The following is a 14,021-nucleotide window of genomic DNA, read 5'->3' as shown; positions in this document are numbered from 1 at the left end:
CCTGGGACGAAGTTCGTACGGATCCTTATCCGCGTGTCGAACCTCTACAGGGCAGTGTGGATTTCGTGCTTGTACTCGTCGCCCCGGGCCAAGGTGCCCAGACTCCAGGCTTCCTGACACCCTGGCTCGAACTCCCCGGCTTCGCGGATCGGCTGTCCGCGTGGTCCGAGGTCGTGGGCCTCGATCTGATCACCTATGGGACCAAGGCCGACGCCGACGAGATCCGCGACACCGCGGTCGCCCAGCCGCTGCTCGTGGCCGCCGCGATGGCCTCCGCCGAGGTGCTCGACGTAGCGCCCGACCTGCTGGCGGGCCACAGCGTCGGCGAGTTCGCCACGGCGGCGCTGGCCGGCGTGCTGACCCCCGAGCAGGCGCTGTCGCTGGTGCGTGAGCGCGCCCAGGCCATGGCCAAGGCCGCCGCCGTCACCGAGACCGGCATGACCGCGGTGCTCGGCGGCGTGGAGGAAGAGGTGCTGGCCGCCATCGACAAGCACGGCCTGACCCCCGCCAACGTCAACGGCGCCGGCCAGATCGTCGCGGGCGGCACGCTGGAGCAGCTGGCCGCCTTCAAGGAGGACGGGCCGGCCCGCGCCAGGCAGATCGCGCTCTCCGTCGCGGGCGCCTTCCACACCGTGCACATGGCCCCGGCCGTCGACCACCTGCGCGTCGCCGCCGAGGGCATCGCCCCCGCCGACCCGCGGCTCAAGCTGCTGTCCAACGCCGACGGCGAGGTCGTCACCGACGGCGCCGTGCTGATGCGGCGCCTGATCGACCAGGTCAGCAGCCCCGTCCGCTGGGACCGCTGCATGGCCACGATGGCCGACCTGGGCGTCACCGGGATGATCGAGCTGCTGCCGGGCGGCACGCTGACCGGCCTGGCCAAGCGCGCGCTGCGGGGCGTGCGAACCGTGGCGCTGAAGACCCCCGACGATCTCGACGCGGCCAGGGAGCTGACCAAGTGAGGATTCCCGACATCGCCCCGGGCGCCAAGGTGCTGGCCCTCGGCCACTACCAGCCGTCCAACGTCGTCACCAACGACGACCTGGCCAAGACCATGGACACCAACGACGAGTGGATCCAGTCCCGCGTCGGCATCAAGGAACGCCGGGTGGCCGGCGCCGAAGAGTCCGTCGAGGACATGGCCGTGCAGGCCGGCGGCAAGGCACTGGCCGCCAGCGGCCTGTCGGCCGGTGACATCGACCTGGTCATCGTCGCCACCTGCACGCTGGAGAGCCAGATCCCCAACGCCGCGGCCGTCGTGGCCCACCGCCTGGGCATCAAGTCGCCCGGCGCGTTCGACGTGAACGCCGCCTGCGCCGGCTTCTGCTTCGCGCTCGGCGTGGCCAGCTCCGCGATCCGCGCCGGCTCGGCCAGGCACGTGCTGGTCATCGGCGCCGAGAAGCTGTCCCAGTGGATCGACTGGACCGACAGGTCCACCGCCGTGATCTTCGCCGACGGCGCGGGCGCCGCGGTGGTGGGCCCCTCCGACACGCCCGGCATCGGGCCGGTCGTCTGGGGCAGCTCGGGCGACAAGTCCGACGCGATCATCATCAACGACCGCAACGACTCCCTCCACCAGGAGGGCCAGACCGTGTTCCGCTGGGCCACCACCGCGCTGCACCCGGTGGCCAAGGAGGCCTGCGAGCGCGCCGGGGTCGACCCCTCGGAGCTGGCCGCATTCGTACCTCACCAGGCCAACCTGCGCATCATCGAGGCGATCGCCCGTAAGATCGGCGCCGACCAGGCCGTCATCGGGCGCGACATCGTGACCGCCGGCAACACCTCCGCCGCGTCCATCCCGCTCGCGCTCTCGCGCATGCTGGAGCGCGGTGAGGTGCGCTCGGGTCAGCTCGCGCTCATCCTCGGCTTCGGCGCCGGCCTGACCTATGCGGGTCAGGTCATCGAGATTCCGTAGGATCCGGTACGACTCATGCCGTACCAATCAGTGCTTGTACGGCCTGAGCCGTACAGAACCAGAAAACAGCAAAAGGAGAAATAGCGACATGGCTGCCACCGAGCAGGAGATCCTCGAGGGCCTCGGCAAGATCATCAACGAGATCACCGGGATCCCGGTGAGCGACGTCACTCCCGAGAAGAACTTCGTGGACGACCTCGACATCGACTCCCTGTCCATGGTCGAGATCGCCGTGGCCGCCCAGGACGAGTTCGGCGTCGAGATCCCCGACGACCAGCTCAAGAACCTGAAGACGGTCAAGGACGTCCTTACCTTCATCCAGAACTGATCTCACACCCAACCTGATCGACAAGGAGCGCGAAACGTGAGTGCAAACCGGGTACGTGTCGTGGTCACCGGGCTCGGCGCGACGACGCCCGTCGGTGGAGACGTCACCTCGACCTGGTCGGCGCTCCTCGCCGGTCAGTCGGGCGTCGAGACCATCAACGCGGACTGGATCGACACCGTCCCCGTGAAGTTCGCGGGGACGGCCGCGGTCGATCCGACCGAGGTGCTGCCCAGGCCCGAGGCCCGTCGCCTCGACCGCAGCGAGCAGCTGGCCATGGTCGCCGCTCGCGAGGCCTGGCAGGACGCGGGCGCCCCCGAGGTGGCGCCCGAGCGGCTCGGCGTCGTGGTGTCCTCCGGCATCGGCGGCATCACCACCACGCTGTCCGCCTACGACACCTATAAGGAGCGGGGCTGGAACCGGCTCTCGCCCTTCACCGTGCCGATGCTGATGCCCAACGGCCCGGCCGCCTGGATCGGTCTCGATCGCGGCGCCCAGGCCGGCGTGCACGCGACCGTGTCGGCCTGCGCGTCCGGCGCGGAGGCCATCGGCTACGCGATGGACATGATCAGGTCCGGCCGCGCCGACGTGGTGATCGCGGGCGGCACCGAGGCGGCGATCCACGGCCTCAACGTGGCCGCCTTCGCCGCCGCGCGCGCCATGTCCACCCGCAACGACGACCCCGCGGGCGCCTCGCGGCCGTGGGACCGCGATCGTGACGGGTTCGTGCTCGGCGAGGGCGCGGGCATCATCGTGCTCGAGTCCGAGGAGTACGCCCGTGCGCGCGGCGCGCGGATCTACGCCTACGCCTCGGGCGTCGGCTACTCCGCCGACTCCCACCACATCACCCAGCCCGAGCCGGAGGGCCGGGGCATCAGCATGGCGATGACCCAGGCGCTCACCGACGCGGGCATCACCGGCCAGGACGTCAAGCACGTCAACGCGCACGCCACCTCCACCCCGGCGGGCGACGTCATCGAGGTGCAGGCGGTGGCCAAGGCCATCGGCACGCACCCGCTGGTCACCTCGACCAAGTCCATGACCGGCCACCTGCTGGGCGGCGCGGGCGGCATCGAGTCCGTCTTCACGATCAAGGCGCTCCAGGAGCGCATCGTGCCGGCCACCATCAACCTGGACAATCTCGACGACGGCATCGAGGTGGACCTCGTCTACGGCGAGAACCGCCCGTTGCCGCAGGGCGACATCGCCGCGGTCAACAACTCGTTCGGCTTCGGTGGTCACAACGTGGCAGTCGTGTTCAAGGGGGCTTAGATGACTGTGCTCGACAATCGAGTGGCGTCGCAGGAGTCCGATCAGGAGCCCGCCGATCCCCGCGATCCGGTCGTCAGGCTGACCGCGCTGCTCGACGAGGGCACGCTGCGGTTAATCACTCCTGAAGACAAGAGCGGCGTACTTGCCGCCATGGGCCGCGTCGAAGGTGTGCCCGTCGTCGCTTTCTGCAGTGACGCCCGCTTCCAGGGCGGCGCGATGGGCGGCGAGGGCTGCGAGCACATCGTGCACGCCTACGACGTGGCCGTCCGCGAACGGGTGCCGGTCATCGGGATCTGGCACTCCGGCGGTGCGCGACTCGCCGAAGGCGTCGAGTCGCTGCACGCCGTCGGCCGGGTCTTCGCCGCGATGACCAAGGCCTCGGGCGTGGTGCCGCAGATCTCCGTGGTCGTCGGGCCCGCCGCCGGTGGCGCCGCCTACGGCCCGGCGCTGACCGACCTGGTGATCCTGGCCGACTCCGGCCGCATCTTCGTCACCGGCCCCGACGTGGTCCGCAGCGTCACCGGTGAGGACGTCACCAGCGCCGCGCTGGGCGGCCCCGAGCCGCACAGCAAGCGCAGCGGCGTCGTACACGTCGTCACCAAGTCCGAGACCGAAGCGCTGCTACGCGCTCGGCAGCTGGCCGTGCTCCTCGGCCATCAGGGACGGGTGCGCACGACGGGCATCGGCGAGGTCGACTTCTCCACGCTGCTCCCGGAGTCGGCGCGGCGGGCATACGACGTCAAGCCGCTGGTCAACGGCCTGCTCGACGAGCCGGGCATCGAGCTGCACCCCAAGTGGGCACCGAACATCGTCACGTCGCTGGGCCGCCTCGGTGGCCGGACGGTCGGCGTGATCGCCAACAACCCGATGCGGCTGGGTGGCTGCCTCGACGCCACGTCCGCCGAGAAAGCTGCCCGCTTCGTTCGTATGTGTGACGCTTTCGGCGTCCCATTGGTTGTCCTCGTCGACGTGCCCGGTTATCTCCCTGGTGTCGGACAGGAGCACGACGGCGTGGTCCGCCGCGGCGCCAAGCTGCTGCACGCCTTCGCCGAGGCGTCGGTGCCGCGCGTCACGCTGGTCACGCGCAAGGCGTACGGCGGCGCGTACATCGCCATGAACTCCCGCGCGCTGGGCGCCACCAAGGTGTTCGCCTGGCCGACGACCGAGGTCGCGGTCATGGGCGCGGTCGCGGCGGTGCGCATCCTGAAGCGCCGCGAGCTGGCCGCGGCTCCCGAAGAGGAGCGGGCCGAGCTGGAGCAGCGGCTGGCCGAGGAGCACGAGAAGCTGGCCGGCGGGCTCGAGCGGGCGCGACAGCTGGGCGTGATCGACGAGGTCATCAAGCCGGAGGAGACCCGGAGGGCGATCGCCAAGGTCCTCGCCCAGGCCACCCCGGCCAGGGGCGCCCACGGGAACATCCCGCTGTAGCCGCCCCTTGTAGCCGTATGAGTTGGGCCCCGCACCTCCTTTGGTGCGGGGCCCCTTTCATGTTCAGGCGGGTGTCCCTCGGACGTTCTGGCGGGTGCCTCTCGGACTTTCAGGCGGGTGCCCGTCGGACGTTCTGGCGGGTGCCTCTCAGACGGGCGCCGGCGTGTGTGCCTCAGGCGTTGTGGCGTGTGTGTGCTTCAGGCGGCCTCGTGCGGGTCTCAGACGGCGGCGTGCAGCCAGCGGACGGGTGCCCCGTCGCCCGCGTACCTGAACGGCTCCAGCTCCTCGTCCCACGGCCGGCCGAGCAGCTTGTCCAGCTCGTCCTCCAGCACCGCGCGCCCCTGGGCGGCCATCATCATCGCGGTGCGGAGCCGGTCCTCGGGGATCATGATGTCGCCCGCGGCCCCGACGACCGCGCTGAAGGCGCCGAGCGTCGGCGTATAGGCATGCCGGGACCCGTCGACCCCCGGTGAGGCGTCCTCGGTGATCTCGAAGCGGATCCGCTGCCAGCCCATGAGGGAGGAGGTGATGGCCGCCGCGATGCCCGGACGACCCTCCCACTCCGCCTGCGCCCGCACGACATTGGGCGCGGCGGGTTGCGGCGTCCACGTCAGGTCCACGGGTACGCCAAGAACACCCGCGACCGCCCATTCGATATGAGGGCACAGCGCGGGCTGAGCTGAGTGGACGTAGAGCACGCCACAAGCAGACACCGGACCTCCCGATTCGGTACGAGGTGCGCCTTCCCCAACGGCCTCGCCCCGGGATGATCACAAGTGACTAGGGAGAGACTACCGTCGGTCGCTACCGGGCACCAGAGGGGGGCCATACCAACTTGGTGCCGCAGTGGCGTGTGACACGCGGGTGAGCGCGGAAAGATACCCGCTCATGGACATCCAATCTGTCGGCGAGTCGCTCATCCGGCCAGGTCAGATACTGACCGACCGGGGCGCGCTGTCCGCCGCGGCTCGCTGGACTCAGGCCGTCGCCGACGCCGACGGCGTCTGCGTGATCCACCTGTCACCTGGCGTCGACCCCATCGAGATCACCATGGATCTGCGGGAGCGCGGCTTCAGAGCCTCCCCCAACCATCTGCTCACGGGGCAGCCGCTGTTCTGGGGCGGGCCGGCGTCCCGGCCGTTCCCCACCTCGACCGTGCCGTACAAACCGGGCAGAGCGCGCTCGGACGTCGTCGTGGGCCTGCTCGACACCGGGATCGCCCCGCACCCGTGGTGGGCCGACAGCGATTGGTACAAGGAGCAGCCCGGGGACGACGCCGAGATGCTCGAAGGCCCCCAGGCGGGACACGGGACCTTCCTCGCCGGGCTGCTGCTGCGGCAGGCGCCGGGCGTGTCGCTGCGGGCGTGGCGGGTGCTCGACGGCCAGGGCGTCGGCGACGAGGCGGGCGTGGTCCGCGCCCTCAACCGGCTGCGCGAGCGCCCGCCGCAGATCCTGAACCTGTCATTCGGCTGCCACACCTTCGACGACCGGCCGCCGCCCCTCCTGGCCGACGCGCTGCGGAGCCTGACCGACACCGTCGCGGTGGCCTGCGCGGGTAACACCGCCGGCGACCGGCCGTTCTGGCCGGCCGCGCTGTCGGAGGTCGTGGGCGTGGGCGCGGTCGACGCGACGCAGGAGCACCGGGCGCCGTTCTCGGCCTACGGCTCCTGGGTCGACGCGTGCGCCCGTGGCGAGTGGCTGGCCAGCAGTTTCCTGGAGCGCGACGACTTCTCCGGCTACGCCGTCTGGAGCGGCACCTCCTTCGCCACCGCCCTGGTCGCGGGCGCCATCGCGAGCGCCGCCAAGGACCTGCCCGTCAAGGAGGCGGCCGGGCGAGTCCTTGACCCTGAGACGACCCGGCAAATTCCCGATCTGGGAGTTCTCATCAGGTCGAGTCTGTAGAGTTTACGCTCAGTCCTCGGCCAATCACGAGGAGGCAGGGTGGCCTCCTCGTCCGTCACGGCGAAGGAGGCCGCATGCACGAGCCACGCGATCCCGCGGAGCTGCTCAAGGCCGCGGCCGAAGGCGACCACACGGCCTGGGACCAGCTTGAGTCCAGGTTCGGCTCGCGCATGTGGGCGGTCGCCCGCGCGTGCGGGCTGAACGAAGCCGACGCGGCGGACGCGGTCCAGGGTGCCTGGCTGCGGCTGCTCGAAAACCTCCACACCATCAGGGAACCATCAGGCGTCGGCGCGTGGCTGGCGACGACCACGCGTCGCGAGGCGCTTCTGATCATCAGGAAGGAACCACCCGGATTTCCCTCCTTCGACGTCGTACACGACCCTGATCCGGCGTCTGCCGTCCTGGAGGCCGACGGCAGGCACCTGCTTTGGAAGTCGGTCTCCGCCATGCACGAGCCTTGCCGCACCCTCCTCCAGCTGGTGGCGACGGATATGGGGAGCCAGCAGGTGGCGATGCGGCTCGGCATGCCCGTGGGCACCGTGGGTCCAACCAGGATCCGGTGCCTGGAAAAACTGCGCACCCTGCTCTCACTACAGGAGACGGTGCAATGATCAACGATGAGTATTTCCTGGCGGCTCTCCGGCTCGCCGCCGGGAGTGATCCGATCCCTGGGCATGTTTCCGCCGCCGCACGCGATGCCTTCGGACTCCGGGTCTCTCAAGCCGTGACCGCCCCGCCCGCCGACTGCGCCGCACCCCGTGGCGTACGAGGCGGCGACGGTCCCGGCATGATCCGCTTCGTCGCGGCCGGCCTCACCTTCGATCTGGAGGTGACGGTGGGCGACGGACTCATCGACGTCGCGGGACAAGTGTTCCCGCATCCCGGCGAGGGCAGCCACGTCGATGTGAGGACCCCGCATCTGACGCTCACCAGGCGTCTTTCGCGTTCGGGCCAGTTCGCGGTCACCGGCCTGCCTCCGGGCTGGCTCAGCGTGGTCTGCCACCGGCCCGGCTTCGCACCCGTCCAAACCAGGTGGGTGCGGATCCGCCCATGACCAGCCGGGAGCCAGGCACCGCGTCCCACCCCCTGGCTCCCAACCCCTCCCCTACGAAGCCCAAGGCGCCATGATCGCAACGTCGGACGACCGTTCCGCCCCCGACACCATCGGGCCGCTGGTGGTGGCGGCCGAGACGGCGGTGCTGCGTTCGGTGGTCGATCCCCAGCAGGCGCTGCACGCCGGCCGCACCGTCCTGGCCGCCGCCCGGGCGGCGGACTGCGCCGAAGCCGCGGTGGTCGCCCACAGAGCGATGGCCCTGGCCGCCCGCGAGCTAGGCGATCTCGAAGCCGCGGAAGACCACCTCCGGCTGGCCATCGGCACTCCCGGCGCCACGCGACAGCGTCTGGCCCAGGCACGGCTGTCCTTGGTGACGGTACGCACCGAACGCGGCCATCCCCTGCAGGCGCTCCGGGTCGCCGCCCTGGCCTGGGCCTACCTCTCCCCGCTCGACCGGGCCAAGCTCGACACCCAGCGCGCCGTCGCGCTCGCCCACCTGGGCCGCTACCAGGAGGCCATCGCCTCGTGCGACCGCGCGCTCCAGGCGCTCGTGGCCGCGCCGGGCACCATCGACGACCGCCGCTTCCTGGCCGGCGGCCTGCTCAACCGCGGCCTCGTCCACGCCTACCGGAGCGACTGGGACGCCGCGACCCGCGACATCACCGCCTGCCTGGAGATCTCCCGTCACGCCAGGCTCGACCACCTGGCCCGCCTGGCCGCCGCCAACCTGCCCTTCCTCGCGGTCCGCCAAGGCGACATCACCGGAGCCTTCGCCCACTACCGGGCGGCCGAGAACACCCTGTTCGGCTTCCCCGAGCGGCTGGCCACGATGCGGGCCGACTTCGCCGGGGCCTTGCTCGCCGCACACCTCCCCGGCGAGGCCAGGGCGCTGCTCAGCCTGGCCGTACCCGATCTGGAATCGTCGGCCGCGCTGGTGGCGCTGGCCGAGGCGCGGCTGAAGCTGGCCCAGGTGGAGCTGCTCACCGGCGACGCGCGCCGCGCGCTGGCCGTGGCCGAGCAGGCGGCGGTCGAGCTGGCCGAGCAGGACCGCCTCTCATGGCTGCCGCTGGCCACGGAGGTGGTGCTGCGGGCCCGCCTCACGCTGGAGGGCTCCTCCCCGGACCTGCTCGACCAGCTGATCGCGTGCGCCGACGACCTCGAGAACGGTCCCGCCTTCCTGGCGGGCGCCGCCGCGCTACGCCTGGTGGCGGCGGAGGCGGCGCTGGCGCTCGACGACCACCCGACGGCGTCGGCGCAGCTGGCCCGCCTCACCGTGCACGCCCAGCGCGTCGAGCGCTGGGTTCCCGCCGGGACCCGTCTCACGTCATTGGCCTCGGAGTTGCAGGCCAAGCATCTCGAGCAGGTGTCACAGATCCCGGTGCTGGTGCGTCAGCACGCCCTCGCGCTGGAGGCGGCGCTGCGGGAGGACGTCACCCAGGCGTTCCGCGCGGTCCACGACGGGCTGGCCGACATGGGCGGCAGCATGGACTCGTTCGAGGATCCTTCGCTGCGGGCCCACGCGGCGCGGGCGGGTGAGCGGCTGGCGGCGTTCGGGCTGACGATGGCTGTGCGTGACGGGTGCGCCCGGGAGGTGTTCGACTGGGCCGAACGCTGGCGGGCGGTGGCCGCTCCCGCGCACGCCTGCGGGCTGGCCGATCCCGACGCCGTGCGGGCCGGGCTGGGCGGCGCGGCGCTGGTCGAGTTCGTCGTCGAAGGCTCCTCGCTGCTGGCCGTGCTGATCATCGGCGAACGGCTCACGCTGCGGCGGCTGGGCGATGTGCGGCCGATTCGCGAGGCGCTCGTCCGCCTGCGCTACGCACTGCGCCGGGCCGCGCTCGGCGACGGCGGCGCCGCCGCTGCCCGGGTCGAGCCGGCCGCGGCGGAGCTCGAACGCCTGCTGCTCCGGCCGCTGCACCCCGAGCTCGCCGACCGGCCGCTGGTCCTGGTGCCCGCCGGCCCGCTGCACACGGTGCCGTGGGGGGCGCTGCCGAGCCTGCGTGATCGTCCGGTGTCCGTGGCCGCGAGCGCGGCCGCCTGGCTGGCGGCTGGGCGGCGCGCCACCGTACCCGCTGAACGGCCCGTGATGATCGCCGCGGCCGGGCCGGGGCTGGCGCATGCGCGCGCGGAGGTCGCGCAAGTGCTCGCCTGTCATCCAGGGGGACGCGAGGTGCCCGCCCGCTCCGGGGCCGTGCTGGCGGCGCTGACCAGCGCCGACGTGCTGCATCTGGCGGCGCACGGGGTGTTCCACGCGCGTAGCCCGCTGCTGTCGGGCATCACGCTCTCCGACGGGCAGCTCATGGCGTACGACCTGCTCGGGCTGTCCCGGACGGCCGGGCTCGTGGTGCTGTCGGCGTGCGACTCGGGAATGGCGCACACGCCTACGGACGGCGCACCGCTCGGACTGGCCGGAACGTTCCTGGCCAGGGGTACGTCCTGCGTCGTCGCGGGGATGGTGCCGGTGCGCGATGAGGAGGCGTTGGCGGTGATGTCCGCCTTCCATGAACTCCTCGCCGACGGCCGGGCTCCCGCCTCGGCCCTGGCATCGGCCTCGGCCAAGACGGGAGTGCTCGGCTTCGTGTGCTTCGGCGCGGGAAACCGGCGGTTCACCAGAGGCCGGGCAGGGGCTCAGCACACCGGGGACTGGGCGGGAGCTCAGCCGGTGACGACCGACGCCGACGCTCAGCCGATGGCGATCGGCGCTCAGCCGATGGCGATCGGCCGGGTGGGGTCGGCGACCCACTCCGACCACGAGCCCACGTAGAGCGCCGCGGGCAGGCCCGCCACCTCCATGGCCAGCAGCTCGTGCGCGGCCGTGACGCCGGAGCCGCAATAGGCTCCAGCCCGCACTCCCGCACCCACCCCGAGGGCGGCGAACCGCTCGCGCAGGTCGGCTGCGGGACGGAACCGGCCGTCGGGGCCGATGTTCTCCGTGGTCGGCGCGCTGACGGCGCCGGGCACGTGCCCGGCGACGGGGTCGATGGGCTCCACCTCGCCCCGATAGCGCTCACCCGCCCGCGCGTCCAGCAGCACTCCCGACGTCGCGAGCGCCCCGGCCTCGGCGGCGCTCAGCAGTGGCATCCCGCCCGGCCTGGCGACAAAGTCACCGGGCGCCACCTCGGGCGTCTCCTTGACGACCGGCAAACCCGCGTCGGCCCAGGCGGACAGGCCGCCGTCCAGCACCCGGACGTCCGGGTGACCGAAGTAACGCAGCGTCCACCAGGCCCGCGCGGCGGCCATCGAGCCCGTGTCGTCGTAGACGACCACCGGCCGTTCGCCGGACACCCCCAGCCGCCGCATCGCGCTCTCGAAGTCGTCCGGCTCCGGCAGCGGATGCCGCCCGCCCGCTCCGGCCGGCGCGGCGAGGTCGGCGTCAAGGGCGCAGAAGACGGCGCCCGGCAGGTGCCCCTCGTCATACATCTCGATCCCCGGCGGGCCGCCGAGCCGCCACCGCACGTCGAGCAGGGTCACGCCGTCCAGCGTGGCGAGCTCCTCGGGCGTGATCAACGGGCTCATCGGGTGCTCACCCCAGTTGCCATGAATGACGTCATCGACTGCTTACCTCCAAGAGTGGTACGTGCTGTTCGGCCGTCGTCATCGAACCGTGGTAGCCGGTGAACAGCGCCTCGATCGGATGCGCGCTCGGCGCGGTGAGCGCCAGGTCAGCGTATGGGACGGCCACGACGTCGCCGATGCGCTCCAGCCATTCGGACCGCACGCGCGGCCCGAACCAGCCGGACTCGACCGCCTCCTGCCTCGACACCACCCATGCCCTGCCCGCCAGGGTCTCACGCCACGCGTCGAGCACCTCGGAGGCGGCGCCCGGCTCGGCGTACACATGCCTGGCCCGCGCCTCCCCGCCGAGCATCGCCACGCCCCGGCTCAGCGCCGGGTCGGTCTCGGCGTCGACCTTGTCGGTCACGTTGACCATGCCGTGGTCGGCGGTGATGTAGAGGGCGGAGCCGGCAGGCAGGTCCGCGGCCATGCGCTCGGCCATCCGGTCGACGATTTCCAGCTGGTCGAGCCACTCCTCGCTGCCCCAGCCGGTCATGTGGCCCATCGCGTCGAGGTCGCCGTAGTAGACGGTGACGTGGGCCCTCGGCTCGGCCATCGCCGCGCGTACCCTGGCCACGCGCTCGTCGACGCTGTCAGCGGCCAGATAACGCACGCCGCGGTAGACGGCCTCGGTCAGGCCGCTCCCCTCGAACTGGGCCGGAGCCACATAACTCGGCACGATCCCCGCGGCGGCGGCGCGCTGGAAGACGGTCTCGGCGGGCTGCCATCGGCTCGGCTCCATGAAGGCGCCGCCGGGCAGCGTCCAGCGCAGGCAGTTGAACAGGTGCCCGGCGCCCGGCACGGCCAGCATCAGACCCAGCATGCCGTGCTCACCCGGCGACACACCGGTGCCCAGCGAGCACAGGCTGGTGACGGTGGTGGCGGGGAACCCGGCGGTGAGCGTGGTCCGGGTGGCGGCGGCGAGGAAGGGCGCCCGGTCGGCGTGCGCTTGGAGCAGCTCATCGCCGAGCCCGTCCACGAGGAACAGGCAGACGCGGTCGGCGGGGGCGAGCTGGAGGGTGTTCGGCTCGGCCATGCCCAGCGCCGCGAGCAGCGCCCCGGGCAGCTCGGCAAGCGACGCGGTGCCGTAGCTGGGAATCAGTGGCGCGTATCCGCCCATGACGCTCCATTCCGTTCGTCCGAAAACTCGATCATCCAATCCCCCGAACCCGCTTGATCGCCGCAAACCCAAAAGCTGATCTTGTTGTACGGCACGGCCAAGTGGGCGCCACCCGCCGCACGGCCACTCCCAGCAAACCCCAGAAACCGACCTTCTTGTACGGCACGGCCAAGTGGGCGCCACTCGCCGCACGTGGCTGGGGGCCTCCAGGAAAACGGCCGCTGAGCCCGCACATGGCTGGGCGACGTTACGTGCGTATTCTTGGCCGTCTTCTTCGCCTGATCGGCTGGGCGCCGTACATATGGTGCGGGACCGTTCGTGGGGAATGTCCGGCTGGAGCGGCGCGCCCAAGCGCGGCCGCATGGGCACCGCAGACACCGTGGATGCGGTAGACACCGTGGATGCGGTAGACACCGTGGATGCGGTTGATGCCGTGGAAGCCGTGGCCGTGGAAGCCGTGGCCGTAGATGCCGTGGGGCAGCTGGGGCAGCCGCCATCGCAGGCGCACGGCCGCCGCCGTGGACTGGACGGCGCCGCCGGGACGCTGGTGCCTGGGCGTGGCTCATCTACCCCGCCCGAGAGCGCCGTGCGCTGTCGCCGAGGTTCCCTCCTGGGCGCGGTCCCACGGACCGGAGTGCGCGTTGTCTGCATGCCTCTTGCCCTGGTGGCGCCGAGAGGGTGGGCGCCTGGGAGTGGTCTTGTCAGGTCGTGGCGCGGGCGGTGGCTTCGGAGAGGGACTTGGAGAAGGCAAGGACGTGGTTGACCGCGTCGGGGCCGTCGGCCGCCTCGCTCACCCGGAGCGAGAGGTCGTCCGCGGTGATGGCGCCCGTGTAGCCGTGGTCGGCCTCGCAGTTCTCGTCGCCGCAGGTGGCCGGCTCAAGATCGACGTGGGAGATGGCGCCCCAGCCGATCGTGAGCGTGACCTCCGTGGGAGGGACGCCGGGCACGTAGGACGCGGGGTCGGGGACGACACGGGTGACCGCGACCGACTGGACGCGGCTCAGGCGCACCGCCTCCGTGGTCGTGGAGGCGTGTGAGGTCGAGACGCCTTCCACCGCCGGGTGTTCGTCGGTGTGGCAGACCAGCAGCCTCGTCGTCGACAGCACCAGTACGGTGACGTGTCTGCGCACTTCCATCGCGGGATCGAAGGTGGCCTCATGATGGACCACGAATGCGGTCACAGCCTCCTTCCCCAGCGCGGATTCGACCGCATCGGTGACGAGGTCGGGGTAGTAGCCGCTGCGCTCGATCGCTTCACGCAGGCCCGCGGCTGAGACTCGGGTTTCCCTCATGGGTCCATCCTGCCAGGACCGCGCAGTGCACTCACCCACCAGACATAACGCTCTATAACGTCTTTTATCCGTTATCTACGCGTACGGCCATGTGCAATTACCGGACGTGCCATTGCGCCTCATCACTGTCGCCACGCCGACCACTCGAGTGACAAATGGTGAAA

General features: G+C 71.4%; 13 protein-coding genes. 9 read left to right on the top strand and 4 right to left on the bottom strand.

What is annotated here, in order from left to right; genetic code table 11:
* Positions 1 to 65: 65 nt before the first annotated feature.
* The 5 genes from AB0L53_RS19555 to AB0L53_RS19535 all read left to right on the top strand — a co-directional run bounded on the left by AB0L53_RS19555 (position 66) and on the right by AB0L53_RS19535 (position 4,937).
* The gene (locus AB0L53_RS19555) at positions 66 to 962 is read left to right on the top strand and encodes an ACP S-malonyltransferase (protein WP_363995378.1); all 897 of its coding nucleotides are present in this window, start codon (positions 66 to 68) and stop codon (positions 960 to 962) included.
* Positions 959 to 1,915 carry a beta-ketoacyl-ACP synthase III gene (locus tag AB0L53_RS19550; protein WP_363995375.1) on the top strand — a complete coding sequence of 319 codons (957 nt, stop codon included), beginning with the start codon at positions 959 to 961 and terminating at the stop codon, positions 1,913 to 1,915. The genes AB0L53_RS19555 and AB0L53_RS19550 overlap by 4 nt, the downstream gene beginning before the upstream one ends.
* A gap of 88 nt (positions 1,916 to 2,003) precedes the next feature.
* Entirely contained in the window at positions 2,004 to 2,243 is a 240-nt protein-coding gene (locus tag AB0L53_RS19545) for an acyl carrier protein (protein ID WP_357648573.1), read from the top strand.
* Positions 2,244 to 2,279: 36 nt separating this feature from the next.
* Positions 2,280 to 3,512 (top strand): beta-ketoacyl-ACP synthase II, encoded by a 1,233-nt coding sequence (gene fabF, locus AB0L53_RS19540; RefSeq protein ID WP_357940357.1) that lies wholly within the window; start codon positions 2,280 to 2,282, stop codon positions 3,510 to 3,512.
* Positions 3,513 to 4,937 (top strand): carboxyl transferase domain-containing protein, encoded by a 1,425-nt coding sequence (locus AB0L53_RS19535; RefSeq protein WP_363995372.1) that lies wholly within the window; start codon positions 3,513 to 3,515, stop codon positions 4,935 to 4,937.
* 218 nt (positions 4,938 to 5,155) lie between these two features.
* Here the strand turns inward: AB0L53_RS19535 and AB0L53_RS19530 are convergent, their stop codons facing one another.
* Positions 5,156 to 5,650 carry a DUF3145 domain-containing protein gene (locus AB0L53_RS19530; protein WP_357940353.1) on the bottom strand — a complete coding sequence of 165 codons (495 nt, stop codon included), beginning with the start codon at positions 5,648 to 5,650 and terminating at the stop codon, positions 5,156 to 5,158.
* 175 nt (positions 5,651 to 5,825) lie between these two features.
* On the opposite strand from AB0L53_RS19530, the gene AB0L53_RS19525 reads away from it, so the two are divergent.
* The 4 genes from AB0L53_RS19525 to AB0L53_RS19510 all read left to right on the top strand — a co-directional run bounded on the left by AB0L53_RS19525 (position 5,826) and on the right by AB0L53_RS19510 (position 10,654).
* The gene (locus AB0L53_RS19525; RefSeq protein WP_363995368.1) at positions 5,826 to 6,839 is read left to right on the top strand and encodes a S8/S53 family peptidase; all 1,014 of its coding nucleotides are present in this window, start codon (positions 5,826 to 5,828) and stop codon (positions 6,837 to 6,839) included.
* A gap of 74 nt (positions 6,840 to 6,913) precedes the next feature.
* Positions 6,914 to 7,450 carry a sigma-70 family RNA polymerase sigma factor gene (locus tag AB0L53_RS19520; protein ID WP_363995365.1) on the top strand — a complete coding sequence of 179 codons (537 nt, stop codon included), beginning with the start codon at positions 6,914 to 6,916 and terminating at the stop codon, positions 7,448 to 7,450.
* On the top strand, positions 7,447 to 7,893 hold the full coding sequence (locus tag AB0L53_RS19515) for a hypothetical protein (RefSeq protein WP_363995362.1): 447 nt from the start codon (positions 7,447 to 7,449) through the stop codon (positions 7,891 to 7,893). The genes AB0L53_RS19520 and AB0L53_RS19515 overlap by 4 nt, the downstream gene beginning before the upstream one ends.
* 70 nt (positions 7,894 to 7,963) lie before the next feature.
* The gene (locus AB0L53_RS19510) at positions 7,964 to 10,654 is read left to right on the top strand and encodes a CHAT domain-containing tetratricopeptide repeat protein (RefSeq protein WP_363995359.1); all 2,691 of its coding nucleotides are present in this window, start codon (positions 7,964 to 7,966) and stop codon (positions 10,652 to 10,654) included.
* On the opposite strand, the gene AB0L53_RS19505 is transcribed toward AB0L53_RS19510, so the two are convergent.
* The 3 genes from AB0L53_RS19505 to AB0L53_RS19495 all read right to left on the bottom strand — a co-directional run bounded on the left by AB0L53_RS19505 (position 10,594) and on the right by AB0L53_RS19495 (position 13,857).
* Positions 10,594 to 11,406 (bottom strand): sulfurtransferase, encoded by an 813-nt coding sequence (locus AB0L53_RS19505; protein ID WP_363995356.1) that lies wholly within the window; start codon positions 11,404 to 11,406, stop codon positions 10,594 to 10,596. The genes AB0L53_RS19510 and AB0L53_RS19505 overlap by 61 nt on opposite strands.
* A 31-nt stretch (positions 11,407 to 11,437) precedes the next feature.
* Positions 11,438 to 12,565 carry an alkaline phosphatase family protein gene (locus AB0L53_RS19500; RefSeq protein WP_363995353.1) on the bottom strand — a complete coding sequence of 376 codons (1,128 nt, stop codon included), beginning with the start codon at positions 12,563 to 12,565 and terminating at the stop codon, positions 11,438 to 11,440.
* 701 nt (positions 12,566 to 13,266) lie between these two features.
* Complete coding sequence (locus AB0L53_RS19495) at positions 13,267 to 13,857, bottom strand: DUF5998 family protein (protein WP_225288990.1); 591 nt, start codon at positions 13,855 to 13,857, stop codon at positions 13,267 to 13,269.
* Positions 13,858 to 14,021 lie beyond the last annotated feature (164 nt).

The sequence above is a fragment of the Nonomuraea sp. NPDC052129 genome, from assembly GCF_040680095.1.
Classification (GTDB): domain Bacteria; phylum Actinomycetota; class Actinomycetes; order Streptosporangiales; family Streptosporangiaceae; genus Nonomuraea.
This window is presented reverse-complemented; position numbering and strand designations above follow the sequence as displayed.